This is a genomic window from Okibacterium endophyticum (assembly GCF_054780075.1).
This window is the reverse complement of sequence record NZ_BAAGXA010000005.1, coordinates 700,162-714,800: the sequence shown is the minus strand read 5'-3', so window position 1 is coordinate 714,800 and position 14,639 is coordinate 700,162. Positions and strand designations below refer to the sequence as shown.

Genomic DNA, 14,639 nt, shown 5'->3' with positions numbered 1-14,639 from the left:
GCTACTCGTGGTCCGTTGCCTGGGCGTCGCCGCGACGGCCGGCGCGGGCGTCGACCCGCGCCGCGTAACGGTTCGCCACGTCACGAAATGAGTAGGTGACGATGCCGAGCACGGCGAACACGATCAGCGCGACAACCCCATACATAAACGGCGGCATCGGCAACTCCACGTGGTGGGTGGCCGCCTCGGTCACAAGGATCGTCGCAAACGACATCTGCTCTCCATTCGGTTGCGCGCCAACGGCGCATCCATCATTCTAACCGCTACGGTCTCACCTGCCCGGAGCCACGGACGATCCATTTCGTGCTCGTGAGCTCGGACACCCCCATCGGGCCGCGAGCGTGCAGCTTCTGTGTCGAGATGCCGACCTCGGCGCCGAAACCGAATTCTCCGCCGTCCGTGAATCGTGTCGACGCGTTGACCATCACCACAGCGGAATCCACTTCGGCCAGAAAACGCTCGGCAGACGACACGTTCTCGGTCAGGATCGACTCCGTGTGCTTCGTCGAGTACCGGCGGATGTGCTCGAGCGCCTCGTCGAGATCATCGACGACACGCACGCCGATGTCGAGACTCAGATGCTCGGTCTGCCATTCGTCATCTGCGGCTGGAACGGCGTCGGCGAAGATCGACAGAGTGGACGCATCGGCATGCACTGTGACGCCGGATTCGCGCAGGCGCCCGAGCACACCGGGAAGCAGGCGTTCTGCCGCCGCGCGGTGCACGAGCAGGGTCTCGACGGCGTTGCACACGCTCGGGCGCTGGACCTTCGCGTTCTGCACGATCTCGACGGCGCTCTTCTCATCGGCGCTCTCATCGAGATAGATATGCACGATGCCCGCACCGGTCTCGATCACGGGAACACGCGACTCCGTCACAACGGTCTCGATCAGGCCGGCGCTGCCGCGGGGAACGAGCACGTCGATCAGCCCCCGCGCGTGCATCAGGGCTGTTGCTCCTTCTCGACCGAAATCGTCGACGGTCTGAACGGCTGCCGCCGGCAGCCCGACCGATTCGAGGGCATTCTGAATCACGGACACCAGCACACGATTGCTCTGCTCGGCAGCCGAACCACCGCGGAGCACAACGGCGTTTCCGCTCTTGAGCGCGAGGGCGGCGATGTCGACGGTCACATTCGGCCTGGCCTCGTAGATCGCACCGACCACACCGAACGGTACCCTCACCTGGTCGATCTTGATGCCGTTCGGCAGCGTGCTGCCCCTCACCGTCTGTCCGAGCGGGTCGCCGAGTGCGGCAATCTCACGGACGGCCGCGGCGAGGCCCGACAGACGAGCATCGTCGAGGCGGAGCCGGTCGAGGAGTCCCTCGGCAAGCCCATTGGCGCGGCCGCGTTCCAGGTCATCGCTGTTGGCCGCGACGATCCGATCGGTCGAGGCGCCGATGGCCGCCGCGATCGCCTCGAGCGCGGCGAGGCGGGTGTCGCCGGATGCAACGGCGAGCGTGCGCGAGGCGGCCCGAGCCGCCCGCATGCGGCCGATGGCACTGTCAACAGGGGCCACGCCGTCCGCGTCCTGCACGGGGGCCGTCTGGGCGGTGTCTGTCATGCACACCAGTCTACCGAGCGTCGCAAAGCGGAGAGGCCGAGGCTGGTCGGCCGGCAACATGTGTGCCTAGAGCGTTGTGTGCTTCTCGTGCGCAGGATTCGCTTCGAACCAGGTGCCGAGGGTGTCTGCGCCCTCTTGTGCGCCGGACAGCGCCCGTCCGACATTCGCCGTCGAGGTGACCAGCACAGCTGTCCCGTGGTCCGCCGCCAGTCGCGCGGCGCTCACCTTCGTCGATGCTCCCCCGGTGCCGACGCCCGCTGGTCCGGCATCGCCGAAGGTGACCTCGTCGAGCGATTCGTCCCATTTCACAAGCGGAATGCGCTCGGCGCCCTGTTCATGCGGCGGCTTCGTGTACAGAGCGTCGACGTCGCTCAGAAGAACGAGGGCTTCTGCCTTGACGAGAATGGCGACGAGCGCCGCCAGCCGGTCGTTGTCGCCGAAGCGGATCTCGTGCGTCGCGACCGTGTCGTTCTCGTTCACGATGGGCAGGATCCGCAGCGAAAGCAGCCGTTCCATGGCGCGCTGTGCGTTGCTGCGAGGTGTCGGATGCTCCAGGTCGCCCGCCGTGAGGAGCACCTGCCCGGCGACGATGTCGTACCGGTCGAGGCTGTACTGGTAGCGATAGATCAGCACGTTCTGCCCGACGGCGGCAGCCGCCTGCTGCGTTGCGAGATCAACGGGGCGCGACTCGAGCGCCAGGTACGGCATCCCGATCGCGATGGCACCAGACGACACAAGGATGATCTCGGTGCCGCGCCCGTGTGCCGCGGCCAACGCGTCGACGAGCGGAGTGATCTGACCGGCGTTGGCGCCGCTGATCGATGAGGAACCGACTTTCACCACCACACGTGAGGCCGTACGCACCTCACGTCGATCTGCCAGCACCATCAGCGGTCCTCGCCCGCAGGTGCACCCGTCGTGTCGTCGGCGGCGGGCTCATCTGTTCCCGTGGACCCGTCAGCCTCCGAAAGAGACTCACTCCAGAGTCCGGCCTGGCCTTCTTGCACGAGTTCCTCTCTGGCCCTCGCTTTGGCATCCATTCGGTCGAAGTAGTGCTCTCGACGTTCGTTGCGCGTCTGACGGCGGTTCTCGTCGAGTCGCGCGTCTGTGCCGCGCGGTGTGTTGATGAGTTCGGCCGTCGACGTCAGCGTGGGCTCCCAATCGAACACCACTCCGTCTTCCCGGCCAATCACGACTGTCGACCCAGCCACGGCTCCCGCTTTGAACAACTGGTCCTCGATGCCGAGCTTCGCGAGGCGATCCGCCAGGTATCCGACGGCCTCGTCGTTCGTGAAATCGGTCTGCTGCACCCAGCGTTCCGGCTTCTGCCCGACGACACGGTAGAGGTTTCCGTAGCTGCCGCCCTCGACGGTGATGGTGAAGTCGGGCTCGTTGACGGCCCTCGGCCTGATGACGACCCTCGGTTTTGCCGCTGCCTCGGCAGCGCGAGCCGCCTGGTCGGCCGCGACGAGCTCGCCCAGGGCGAACGAGAGCTGTCGCAGCCCCTCGTGAGTGACCGTGGAGATCTCGAACACGCGGTAGCCCCTGGCCTCGAGACCCGGCTTGACGAAGTCCGCGAGCTCCCTGCCCTCTGGAACATCGATCTTGTTCAGGGCGATCAGCTGGGGTCGGTCGAGCAGCGGAACCTGCCCCTCTGGAACGGGATACGCCGCGAGCTCCGCGAGGATGACATCGAGGTCGCTGATCGGATCACGTCCCGGCTCGAGAGTCGCACAGTCGAGAACGTGGAGCAGCGCCGAACAGCGTTCCACGTGCCGCAGGAACTCGAGGCCGAGCCCTTTGCCCTCGCTGGCGCCCTCGATCAACCCGGGCACGTCGGCGACGGTGAATCGGTTGTCGCCCGCCTGCACAACACCGAGGTTGGGGTGCAGCGTGGTGAACGGATAATCGGCGATCTTCGGCTTTGCCGCCGAGATCGCCGCGATCAGGCTCGACTTGCCGGCAGAGGGATACCCCACGAGCGCCACGTCTGCGACGATCTTGAGCTCGAGAACGACATCGCCCTCCCACCCCGGTGTGCCGAGCAGGGCGAATCCTGGCGCCTTGCGCTTCGTCGTCGACAGCGCGGCGTTCCCGAGACCGCCTTGTCCGCCTGCGGCGATCACGACCCGCATCCCGTCATCGGTGAGGTCCGCGATCTCATCACCCGCGCTCGACTTCACAACGGTTCCGACCGGAACCGCGAGCTCAAGCGTTTCGCCGTGTGCTCCATGGCGGTTGTCGCCCATGCCGAACCCGCCGTTCTGCGATGTGCGGTGGGGAGACCGGTGATACCCGAGGAGCGTTGTGACCTGTGAATCGGCCACAAGAACGATGTCACCCCCGTCGCCGCCGTTGCCGCCGTCTGGGCCCGCGAGAGGCTTGAACTTCTCGCGCCGTACCGAGACACATCCGTTGCCGCCGTTGCCGGCGCGCACATGCAGTGTCACTTCGTCGACAAAGGTTGCCACGAGTAATTCCCTCCGTTGTCGGCAGCTGCCACGAGGTGGCGAGAGCCCCTGTAAAGCACAAAGGCGAGCCGAAGCTCGCCCCTGTGTGAGTGTTGGTCTTGCGTGTCGCTGAAAGCCTATTCGGCACCGGCCGCAACGATGTTGACGACCTTGCGGCCACCCTTGTGGCCGAACTCGACCGAACCGGCTTCGAGGGCGAACAGAGTGTCGTCACCACCACGGCCGACGTTCACACCGGGGTGAAAGTGCGTTCCACGCTGACGGACGATGATCTCCCCAGCGCCGACGACCTGGCCACCGAAGCGCTTGACGCCAAGGCGCTGCGCGTTCGAGTCGCGACCGTTGCGAGTCGAACTCGCTCCCTTTTTGTGTGCCATGAGCTTTTCTCCTTGTGGTCTTACTTGATGCCGGTGACCTTGACGCGCGTGAGCTCCTGACGGTGCCCCTGACGCTTCTTGTATCCGGTTTTGTTCTTGAACTTCTGGATGACGATCTTCGGGCCACGGAGGTTCTCGATGACCTCTGCCGTGACCGTCACATTGGCAAGCGACTCGGCGTCTGAGGTGATCTTCTCACCGTCGACGAGAAGAACAGGGGCGAGAGTGAGCGTGCCGTCTTTGCCGACCTTGCCCGCCTTCACTCGGTCCATCGTGACGATGGTGCCCACTTCTACCTTTTCCTGCCGACCGCCGGCGCGCACTACTGCGTAAACCACTTCTATACCTAACGTGTGGGAGCGAAGCTCCGATTCCAACTGAGATGAAAGTAACTGCCTGTATCTTGCACTGCCTCTGTGTTGCACTGTGCATAAGACCCCAGCGGGAAGGAGGGTCTCGGCTGACAGAAAACCGTGGACGCGACATGGGGATAAGCCAACGCGCACCAACTGTCGAGTTTACTCGATGAGAGCCGATCTCACAAATGACACTCGGCAGCGGCGCGGCTTTCTAGAATCGACGTATGGCTGTGCTCATCGACGACCCCCTGTGGCCCGCCCACAACGCACTGTGGGCCCACCTCGTGAGCGACCGCTCCCTCGATGAGCTGCACGCCTTTGCACACGCCAATGGAGTGCCAGCGCGCAGCTTCGATCTCGATCACTACGACGTGCCGGCAGAACGGCACGGCGCGTTGATCGAGGCGGGCGCAGAGCATGTGGGGGGCAAGGAACTCGTGCGACGCCTGATCGCAAGCGGCCTGCGTGTGACCTCCCGCGAACGCCGTGCACTCCGACAGACATCGAGCTGACGGGGCAGACGCGGCGATGCGGGCGGAGACTCACGTCGCACCCGCATCGCCCGCGAGCTACTCGCCCTGCTCCTGCTTGGAGTCGTGTGTGACCGGTGTTCCCGTGAGGGCCGCCGTCGTGACCCGGCGGGATCGATTCCGGCCCGTGCCCGGCTTCTTCGGTTCAGGCAGCGCGTCGAGAACGGAACTGAGCAGGTCCTCGGCCGTCCGGGCGTCGGAACGCTGCGGCGCGCGCGCCGGCGCGATGGGAATGTCGAGGATGGCCATCGGCTGTGCCTGCTGAGCGTCGCTCGTCTCCGCCTGCACGACGTCTGCATCGCCGAGACCGGGGCCCGGCTCGATCTCACCCTGCGGCACATCGCTCGACGATGCCCGGCGTTTTCTGCCACGCTGTTTTCGGGCCGGACGACCAGACGCATCGCGGGCGCTCTCGTCACCGTCCGCAGCCGGCCGGCTGCCATCGACAGCAGCGGTCTCCGCCGCCGAGGCGGGCTTTTCGTCCGCACCGGGCTCACCCGGCGACCCCGCGATGGTCGACGCGGCGATCTGAGCGAGTGCGTTCTTCGCGTCGTCGGTGATGGCGTGCGTTGCGAGCTTGCTTCCGCCGCCGTTCGACGAACCGTTGTTCTGTGACCCGCCGTTCTGGCCAGCGCCTCGGCCGCCTCTGCGGCGCTCTGGCTGTGGTGTCTGACGGTGTTTGACCACCGGGTCGTGGTGCACGACGACACCACGGCCGGCACAGACGTCGCAGGCTTCGCTGAAGGTCTCGAGCAGGCCGAGGCCGAGCTTCTTCCTGGTCATCTGCACCAGACCGAGCGAGGTGACCTCTGCCACCTGATGCTTGGTGCGATCGCGGCTCAGGCACTCGACGAGTCGCCGAAGAACGAGATCGCGGTTCGTCTCGAGAACCATGTCGATGAAGTCGACGACGATGATGCCCCCGATGTCGCGCAACCGAAGCTGGCGCACGATCTCTTCAGCGGCCTCGAGGTTGTTCTTCGTGACCGTCTCTTCGAGATTGCCTCCGGTGCCGACGAACTTGCCGGTGTTGACATCAACGACGGTCATCGCCTCTGTGCGGTCGATCACCAGCGAGCCGCCGGAGGGGAGCCAGACCTTGCGGTCGAGTGCCTTCTCGATCTGTTCCGTGATGCGGTGCTCGTCGAAGACATCTCGAGTGCCCTCGTAGCTCTCGATACGCTCGAGCAGGTCGGGAGCCACCTGGCGCAGGTACGCCTCGATGGTCTGCTGGGCATCCGAGCCCTGGATCAGCATCTTCTGGAAGTCCTCGTTGAAGACGTCACGGACGATCTTGATCAAGAGGTCGGGCTCGGAGTGCAGGAGCGCGGGCGCCTGAACGGATTCGACCTGCTTCGAGATGTTCTCCCACTGTGAGGTCAGGCGGTTCACGTCGATCGTGAGCTGCTCTTCTGTCGCCCCTTCTGCGGCGGTGCGAACGATCACGCCGACGTTCTCGGGGAGCACCTCTTTCAGGATCTTCTTGAGCCTGGCGCGCTCGGTGTCCGGCAGCTTGCGAGAGATGCCGTTCATCGATCCGTTCGGCACATACACGAGGTAACGGCCCGGCAGCGAGACCTGGCTCGTCAGCCTCGCCCCCTTGTGTCCGACCGGATCCTTGGTGACCTGCACAAGGACCTTGTCGCCCGGCTTCAGCGCCAGTTCGATGCGACGAGGCTGGTTGCCCGTCTCGGCGGCGTCCCAGTCGACCTCACCCGAGTACAGCACGGCGTTGCGCCCACGGCCGATGTCGACGAATGCCGCCTCCATGCTCGGAAGCACGTTCTGCACACGTCCGAGGTAGACGTTGCCGATCAGCGAGGCATCCTGATTCCGAGCCACGTAGTGCTCGACGAGCACCTTGTCTTCAAGAACGCCGATCTGGATGCGTCCGTCTTTGGATCGGACGACCATCTGACGGTCGACCGATTCTCGACGAGCCAGGAACTCGGCCTCGGTGACCACCGGCCGCCGACGACCGGCATCCCGTCCGTCACGGCGGCGTTGCTTCTTCGCCTCGAGCCGGGTCGAACCCTTCACTTTTTGAGGCTCGGTGATGAGCTCGGGCTCACGCGGCTGCCTGACCTTGACGACGGTGTTCGTCGGGTCGCTCTGGCCGTTCCGGTTCTCATCCCCTGCCCGGCGCCTGGCGCGGCGTCGCACGTTCGGAGCGTCGTATTCGTTGGTGTCGTCGTCGTCATCGTATGCGCGCGGCGGGAGCGGCTTGATGTCTGGAGCTTTGAAGATCAGGGCCGTCGACGGAGCAGACACAAACGGCACAGGCACGTCGCTTGTCTCGTCATTCTGCGCCTGTTCTTCGTTCGGCGACTGTTCTTCAGCTTCCGGCGCTGCATCGTGCGATGGCTGTGTGGCCGGCTCGACCTGCTCCTCGACACCCGCTGTGACGCCGGCACCCGCCGGTGGCTCCGACTGGTCTGCCGGCTCGACCTGTCGGTCAGACGCCTGGCCCCTGTCGGACGGCGCGTCGGCGACTGCTGGTTGCCCGTCGCGCGCCTGTTCGGCCGTGGGATTCTCGCCCGGGGCGTCCGTCGGAGCGCCCGTCTGCATGCCGGCGCTGATCCCCTCGGGAACATTCGTCACGTTGGCTGAATCATCAACCCGATTTTCAGTATTCTCTTCCACCATTTCTGGTGCACTCCTCGACCGGGCGGCGACCGCGCTACCAGCCCGGGTACTCTCACGCGGATCACCGCCGTGGCTGGTGATCCACAAATCCTGTGGTCTTGACGGGCCCGGTGGCCTCGTCACTGTTTCTGTCTCTTGGAGCGCCGGCCAATCGACCGACGCAAACAACTGGGCTGACTTTGCCCAACAAGCCTTCTCTGGTGCCGACGGGGCGCGGCCCCGTCGGTCTTGGCTCCATTATCGCATGCGTCGCGTCCACCACGTGTCTTTGCGGACAGCCGACACGAAAACCGGTGTGCCATAATCCGGATTGTGACTGCCTCGACGACACCACCGGATTCCCGCCGGCCGCAGCCCGTCGGTCTGGCGATCACCCTCATCGTCGCCGGTGCCATCGGCTGGATCGCCGCGTTCGCGCTGACTCTCGAACGCCTCGCATCGCTCGAGAAACCCGGGGACGCGCTCTCATGCGACTTCGGCACGCTCGTGCAGTGCTCTGCGAATCTCGACTCGTGGCAGGGATCGCTTCTCGGTTTTCCGAATCCCCTGATCGGCCTGGCGGGGTGGATCGCGCCCATTGTGACGGGCGCCGCCGTCCTTGCAGGCGCACGCTTCGCCAGATGGTACTGGTGGCTCTTCACCCTCGGCATGACCGGCGCTATGGCGCTCGTCATCTGGCTGATCACCCAGAGCATATTCGTGCTCGGCACACTCTGCCCGTGGTGCATGGTGACCTGGGCGGTCACCATTCCCTCGTTCTTCGCGATCTGGTTCTTCGTTGTGCGAGAGGGGATCGTCCCGGCGCCCGGCGGCGCGCGCCGAACGGCGAGGATGCTGTCCGGCTGGCTCGCGCTGGTGACGTTCGCCTGCTACCTCATCATCGCGATCGTCGCCCAGGTGCGCCTCGATGTCATCGGAAACATCGGGCTCTGACCGAGCAGCCTCTGCAGAGGCTCACCCGCCGCTCAGCCGAACCAGAGCGCGAGTTCCCTCGCCGCCGACTCCGGGCTGTCAGAGCCGTGGACGAGGTTCTGCTGCACGGGCAGACCCCAGTCCCTGGCCAGGTCTCCCCTGATGCTTCCCGGAGCTGCAGTCGTCGGGTCAGTGGTCCCGGCGATGGCGCGGAATCCCTCGATCACACGATCGCCGGCCACACGAAAAGCAACGACCGGCCCTGACAGCATGAACTCGACAAGGGGCTCATAGAACGACTTGCCCTCGTGCTCGGCATAGTGGTTCGCCAGAATCTCGCGGTCGGGCTGGAGCATCCTGATGTCGACGAGCGAGTAGCCCTTCGCTTCGATCCTTCTCAGGATCTCACCTGTCAGGTTTCTGGCCACACCGTCGGGCTTCACCAGAACGAGTGTCTCTTCAACTGCCATCTTCTACTCTCCAACGTCATGTGCGAGGTTCTTCTGCCGGTCGATGGCTGCACCCTTGAACATGCAATACACCCACATCGCAGCGAAGATGCTGCCGACCAGAAACATCATCGGCAGCAGAATTCCGGTTGCAACGATACTGCCTTGCACCACCCAACCGAGAACGATTCCCCAGCGATAGCGCAGCAGGCCTGTTGTGAGAGCCATCAGCAGGCAGAGAGCACCGCCGCCCCCGAGTGCGACGGGTGCGGTGAGCGCTCCGAGCCCGAACGCGACGAGCGATGCGAGAAAGACCACAACGAGTTCTGACGCCATCACGATCGAGCCAAGGGTCTCTGTGACCGTTCTCTGCCGTCTGACTCGTGAACTCATTTCTTCCACCCGCGTTGCTCGGCGAGCGTGATCGCCTCACCCGCGAGCAGCACCGATCCCGCTACGACGACAAGCCTGCGATCGGAGTCGGCGCCCCATTCCCTGGCGGATTCGAGGGCATCCTCGAGATCGTCGTGGGTGGTGGTGATCGCCGGGTCGACGATGCGGCTCGATCTTTCGGCCAGGTCGTCGACGAGAACCGACCGATCCGACTGAGGCTGCGTGAGATAGAGACGCTGCGCGAGCGGGGCGAGCACCGACAGGATGCCTGAGGCGTCCTTGTCTGCGAGCACACCGACGACGAGTGCGATCTCGTCGAAGTCGAAATAGGTGTCGAGCGACTCGGCCAGTGAACGGGCGCCGTGGGGGTTGTGCGCTGCGTCGACGAGGGTCGTCGGTTCGGTGCCGATCAGCTGCAGCCGCCCCGGTGAGGTGACTTCTGCGAGTCCCTCACTCAGCAGATCGGCCGACAGGGTGTGTGTGCCTTCGCCGAAGAACGCCTCGACGGCGGCCACCGCCACCGCCGCGTTCTTGCCCTGGTGATCGCCATAGAGCGGCAGGTAGATCTCGTTGTACTCACCGGCGACACCGGTGATCGACACCTGTTGTCCCCCGACCGCGACAACATCGTCGGCCAGCGAGAAGTCCCGCCCGAGAAGAAGCACCTTCGCCTCGGTGAGTTCAGCCGCGCGCTCGATCTCACGCATCGCCTCCGGGCTCTGTTCGGCAGTGACGACGGTGGCGGCCGGCTTGATGATCCCCGCTTTGGTACGCGCGATCTCGGCGATGGAGTGCCCGAGAATCGAGGTGTGGTCGAGGTCGATCGGCGTGAACACAGCCACCTGCGCGTCGGCCACGTTCGTGGAGTCCCATTCGCCACCCATCCCGACCTCGATGACAGCGACATCGACAGGCGCGTCTGCGAAACTCGCGAACGCGAGAACGGACAGCACTTCGAAATAGGTGAGCAAGGGCTCGCCTTTGACACCGAGCTCTGCATCGACCATGGCGACATACGGTTCGATGTCCGCCCAGTTCGCCGCGAGCGCCTCGTTGCCGATGGGCGCGCCGTCGAGAGCTATGCGCTCATTAAAACGCTGCAGATGAGGACTCGTGAACAGACCCGTGCGCAGACCATACGCCCTCAGGATGCTCTCGATCATCCTGCTGGTGCTCGTCTTGCCGTTTGTGCCGGTGAGCTGGATGATCGGGTACGCCCGCTGTGGGTCGCCAAGCAGCTCGAGAACCTTTCTCGTCGGTTCGAGCCTGGGCGCCGGGTTGCCTTCCCCCGCTCGGGCGAGCAGTGCGCGATAGACCTCATCGCCCGCCGATTCGAACTCGTCGATCCCGCCATCAGACATCCGTTGCCCCTCCCTCTCGCGACACGGCCACAACAAAACGGCCGGTGTTGGCAAACTGCCCTGCACGGAACTCCTGAGCGTACTCGGCCTGGCCGATGTAGGGTTCTGCCCATTCGGGCGAGAGCTCACCACCGGACGGCGCGAGGTGGATCTCGTACCCGGTCGCGAGCGTTTCGGCGGCGATGTCGAGGTCGGCAACCGAGCGAACCGCGTCGGCGTCTGATTCAGCGACGAAGACGAGATCGAGCCTGATGCGGTCGCTCACCTCGAAACCTGCTGCCTTCCTGGTGTCTTGCACGGCACGCACGACATCACGCGCGAGTCCCTCTGCTTCGAGCTCCGGTGTCGTCTGCGTGTCGAGCAGAATGAACCCGCCGCCGGCGAGAAGGGCAAGCGCCTGCTCACGGCCCTCTGAGGCCGCTGCTTCGAGCACGATGTCGTATTCGCCGTCGGCGAGTGCGATTCCGCCGGCGGTCACGACACCGTCGCTCTCGTTCCAGTCGCCGGCGCGGGCCGCTCGTATCACGTTCTGCACGTCTTTGCCGAGCCGTGGGCCCGCCGCTCTCGCGTTGACGGTGAGTCTCGATGTGATTCCGTAGTCCGCCGCGCTCGTGTCGCTGAGCTCGACCAGGGTCACACTCTTGACGTTGAGCTCCTCGCGAAGGATGCCGTCGAACCGGCCGAGGGCAGCTGCACTCTGCGTGACCACTGTGAGGTTGGGCAGCGGCAGTCGCACGCGCCTCGACGCCTGTTTGCGCAACGAGAGCGCAGAACCGGTGATGCGCCTGATCGTGTCCATGGCCTCGACGAGTGGCTGGTCGAGGGGGAACTCTCCCGCATCCGGCCAATCCGTGAGGTGCACGCTCCTGCCCCCGGTGAGGCCTTTCCAGACCTGATCCGTGATGAGCGGAAGCAGCGGCGCGGCGGCGCGGGTGAGCGTCTCGAGCACTGTGTACAGGGTGTCGAAGGCCTCGGTGCTCGACGGATCCGCCCGATCCACTCCCCTCCAGAAGCGGTCGCGAGACCGCCGCACATACCAGTTGGTGAGCACGTCGGCGAAGTCCCTCAGCGCGGCGGCCGCGAGAGGTGAGTCCAGGTTCTCGAGGTGAGTGGTCACCTCGGTGACCATCTCCCCCGTCTTCGCCAGGATGTACCTGTCGAGCGCATCCGCCGAGTCGGTGCGCCGCACGGCGTCGTATCCGCCCTCTTCTGCCGTGTTCGCATAGAGCGAGAAGAAGTACCAGGTGTTCCACAGTGGCAGCAGCAGCTGGCGTACGCCCTCGCGGATGCCCTCCTCGGTGACGATGAGGTTGCCGCCGCGCAGCACCGAACTCGACATCAGGAACCAGCGCATGGCATCCGAGCCGTCGCGGTCGAACACCTCGTTGACGTCTGGGTAGTTGCGCAGGGACTTCGACATCTTCTGTCCGTCGCTGCCGAGCACGATGCCGTGGCTGATGACGTTGCTGAACGCCGGGCGGTCGAAGAGCGCTGTGCTGAGCACGTGCATCGTGTAGAACCAGCCACGCGTCTGACCGATGTACTCGACGATGAAGTCGGCGGGGCTGTGATCGTCGAACCATTCGCGGTTGTCGAACGGGTAGTGCACCTGGGCGAACGGCATCGAGCCCGAGTCGAACCAGACGTCGAGCACGTCGGTGATGCGCCGCATCACCGAGTTTCCGGTGGGATCATCCGGGTTCGGCCGGGTGAGCTCGTCGATGTACGGACGGTGCAGGTCGGCGGGCCTCACCCCGAAGTCGCGCTCGAGATCGTCGAGCGAACCATAGACGTCGATGCGCGGGTACTCGGGGTCATCGCTCTTCCAGACCGGGATCGGCGACCCCCAGTATCGGTTGCGGCTGATCGACCAGTCCCTGGCGTTCCCCACCCACTTTCCGAACTGTCCGTCCTTCACATTCTCAGGCACCCAGTTGATGTGCTGATTGAGCTCACCCATGCGCTCCCTGAACTCCGGAACCCGCACGAACCAACTCGAGACGGCCTTGTAGATGAGCGGATTGCGGCATCGCCAGCAGTGCGGATACGAATGCTCGTAACTTGCCTGGCGCAGCAGACGGCCCTCCGCCCTGAGCGCATGCGTGAGGGGTTTGTTGGCGTCTGACCAGAGCAGGCCGGCGACCTCGGTGACCTCGGGAAGAAAGACGCCTCCGTCGGTCAGCGACAAGATCACGGGGATGCCGTTGGCCTCACAGATCCGCTGGTCGTCTTCACCGTATGCGGGCGCCTGGTGCACGATGCCCGTGCCGTCTGTGGTCGTGACGTAATCGTCGACGAGAATCTGCCAGGCGTTCCCGGTGTTCCACACCTCGGCATCGGCGTAATAGTCGAACAGCCGGTCGTAGCTGACGCCCTCGAGGTCCGCCCCGCGCACTGTGCGCGAGACGGCTCGGACGGCCTCGTCGGCCGACTCATAGCCGAGATCCTTCGCATACGAGCCCACGAGATCGCTCGCGAGCAGATACTCCGCGCCGAGCACCTGTGTCGCCTCGCCGGCTGCCGCCGGCTTCTCACGAAGCACCGTGGCATCCGGTGTGCCGTTCGGGCCTGCCGGCACAACTGCATACTCGATCGCGGGACCGACGACGAGCGCCAGGTTCGTCGGCAGCGTCCACGGTGTCGTCGTCCAGGCGAGTGCCCTGACGGCGGTGAGCCCGAGCGATTCTGCCTTCGGGCCGACGAGGGGGAAGGTCACGGTGACCGTCTGGTCTTGACGCATCTTGTAGACGTCGTCGTCCATGCGCAGCTCGTGGTTCGACAGCGGGGTCTGGTCACGCCAGCAATATGGGAGCACACGGTAGCCCTCGTAGGCGAGGTCTTTGTCATAAAGCTGTTTGAACGCCCAGATCACGCTCTCCATGAAGCTGATGTCGAGAGTCTTGTAATCGTTGTCGAAGTCGACCCACCGGGCCTGGCGGGTGACGTACTCCTGCCATTCTGCTGTGTATCTCAGGACGGAGTCCTTCGCCGCCTGGTTGAAGGCGGCGATTCCCATCTCTTCGATCTGGCTCTTGTCAGTGATCCCGAGCTGCCGCTCCGCCTCGAGCTCTGCCGGGAGTCCGTGGGTGTCCCAGCCGAACCGGCGGTGCACCTGCTTGCCTCGCATGGTCTGGAACCGAGGGAACAGGTCTTTGGCATACCCGGTCAGAAGGTGGCCGTAGTGCGGAAGGCCGTTTGCGAAGGGCGGACCATCGTAGAACACCCACTCCTCACAGCCCTCGCGTTGCTCGATCGAGGCGAGAAAGGTCTTGTCCTTCTTCCAGAACTCGAGAACGTTCTTTTCGATCTCGGGGAATCGAGGGGACGGCGTCACGCCGAAAGCGGTGCCATCGGCGTTCTCGGCGTTCGGCTTCGGGTAGGTCATTGCTCTCCTGGCAGGTTGTTTTCTCCTGCGAGGGCGATGCATGCACCGCGGTACCACCCCGCTTGACGTTGCCTGCCGTTCACCGACCGACAACGACCGCTCGTTCTTCGGCTGTGACGGGCCGGACCCGTTCGGTTCTACTTGGCGGCTGCGAGCATCCGCTGTTCTTCCGAAAACTCCCCGGTGATGGC

Annotated in this window: 13 protein-coding genes; 2 read left to right on the top strand and 11 right to left on the bottom strand. The window is 64.7% G+C overall.

Going from position 1 to position 14,639, the window contains the following annotated elements:
• Position 1 precedes the first annotated feature (1 nt).
• The 6 genes from ACYVF5_RS07645 to rplU all read right to left on the bottom strand — a co-directional run bounded on the left by ACYVF5_RS07645 (position 2) and on the right by rplU (position 4,751).
• Positions 2–214, bottom strand: a complete 213-nt coding sequence (locus ACYVF5_RS07645) for a hypothetical protein (RefSeq protein ID WP_460944939.1) — start codon at positions 212–214, stop codon at positions 2–4.
• 49 nt (positions 215–263) lie between these two features.
• On the bottom strand, positions 264–1,565 hold the full coding sequence (locus ACYVF5_RS07640; RefSeq protein WP_460944937.1) for a glutamate-5-semialdehyde dehydrogenase: 1,302 nt from the start codon (positions 1,563–1,565) through the stop codon (positions 264–266).
• Positions 1,566–1,631: 66 nt separating this feature from the next.
• Positions 1,632–2,453, bottom strand: a complete 822-nt coding sequence (gene proB, locus ACYVF5_RS07635; RefSeq protein WP_460944935.1) for a glutamate 5-kinase — start codon at positions 2,451–2,453, stop codon at positions 1,632–1,634.
• Positions 2,453–4,036, bottom strand: a complete 1,584-nt coding sequence (gene obgE / locus ACYVF5_RS07630; RefSeq protein ID WP_460944933.1) for a GTPase ObgE — start codon at positions 4,034–4,036, stop codon at positions 2,453–2,455. The genes proB and obgE overlap by 1 nt, the downstream gene beginning before the upstream one ends.
• 116 nt (positions 4,037–4,152) lie before the next feature.
• Complete coding sequence (rpmA, locus tag ACYVF5_RS07625; protein ID WP_460944931.1) at positions 4,153–4,413, bottom strand: 50S ribosomal protein L27; 261 nt, start codon at positions 4,411–4,413, stop codon at positions 4,153–4,155.
• Between the two features lie 20 nt (positions 4,414–4,433).
• On the bottom strand, positions 4,434–4,751 hold the full coding sequence (gene rplU / locus ACYVF5_RS07620; protein WP_460944929.1) for a 50S ribosomal protein L21: 318 nt from the start codon (positions 4,749–4,751) through the stop codon (positions 4,434–4,436).
• Between the two features lie 245 nt (positions 4,752–4,996).
• Between rplU and ACYVF5_RS07615 the strand changes: the two genes are divergently transcribed.
• Positions 4,997–5,284, top strand: a complete 288-nt coding sequence (locus tag ACYVF5_RS07615; RefSeq protein ID WP_460944927.1) for a DUF4031 domain-containing protein — start codon at positions 4,997–4,999, stop codon at positions 5,282–5,284.
• Positions 5,285–5,341: 57 nt separating this feature from the next.
• Here ACYVF5_RS07615 and ACYVF5_RS07610 read toward each other — a convergent pair whose 3' ends face one another.
• Positions 5,342–7,870 carry an Rne/Rng family ribonuclease gene (locus ACYVF5_RS07610; protein WP_460945311.1) on the bottom strand — a complete coding sequence of 843 codons (2,529 nt, stop codon included), beginning with the start codon at positions 7,868–7,870 and terminating at the stop codon, positions 5,342–5,344.
• Between the two features lie 390 nt (positions 7,871–8,260).
• On the opposite strand from ACYVF5_RS07610, the gene ACYVF5_RS07605 reads away from it, so the two are divergent.
• Positions 8,261–8,881 carry a vitamin K epoxide reductase family protein gene (locus ACYVF5_RS07605; RefSeq protein ID WP_460944925.1) on the top strand — a complete coding sequence of 207 codons (621 nt, stop codon included), beginning with the start codon at positions 8,261–8,263 and terminating at the stop codon, positions 8,879–8,881.
• Positions 8,882–8,913: 32 nt separating this feature from the next.
• On the opposite strand, the gene ndk is transcribed toward ACYVF5_RS07605, so the two are convergent.
• The 4 genes from ndk to ileS are packed head-to-tail and all read right to left on the bottom strand — an operon-like array spanning position 8,914 to position 14,448.
• Complete coding sequence (gene ndk / locus ACYVF5_RS07600; protein WP_460944923.1) at positions 8,914–9,330, bottom strand: nucleoside-diphosphate kinase; 417 nt, start codon at positions 9,328–9,330, stop codon at positions 8,914–8,916.
• A 3-nt stretch (positions 9,331–9,333) separates the two neighbouring features.
• Positions 9,334–9,702: a DUF4233 domain-containing protein gene (locus ACYVF5_RS07595; protein ID WP_460944921.1), complete on the bottom strand. Its 369-nt coding sequence runs from the start codon at positions 9,700–9,702 to the stop codon at positions 9,334–9,336.
• Entirely contained in the window at positions 9,699–11,063 is a 1,365-nt protein-coding gene (locus ACYVF5_RS07590) for a bifunctional folylpolyglutamate synthase/dihydrofolate synthase (RefSeq protein WP_460944919.1), read from the bottom strand. The genes ACYVF5_RS07595 and ACYVF5_RS07590 overlap by 4 nt, the downstream gene beginning before the upstream one ends.
• Positions 11,056–14,448 (bottom strand): isoleucine--tRNA ligase, encoded by a 3,393-nt coding sequence (ileS, locus tag ACYVF5_RS07585; RefSeq protein ID WP_460944917.1) that lies wholly within the window; start codon positions 14,446–14,448, stop codon positions 11,056–11,058. The genes ACYVF5_RS07590 and ileS overlap by 8 nt, the downstream gene beginning before the upstream one ends.
• Between the last annotated feature and the right edge of the window lie 191 nt (positions 14,449–14,639).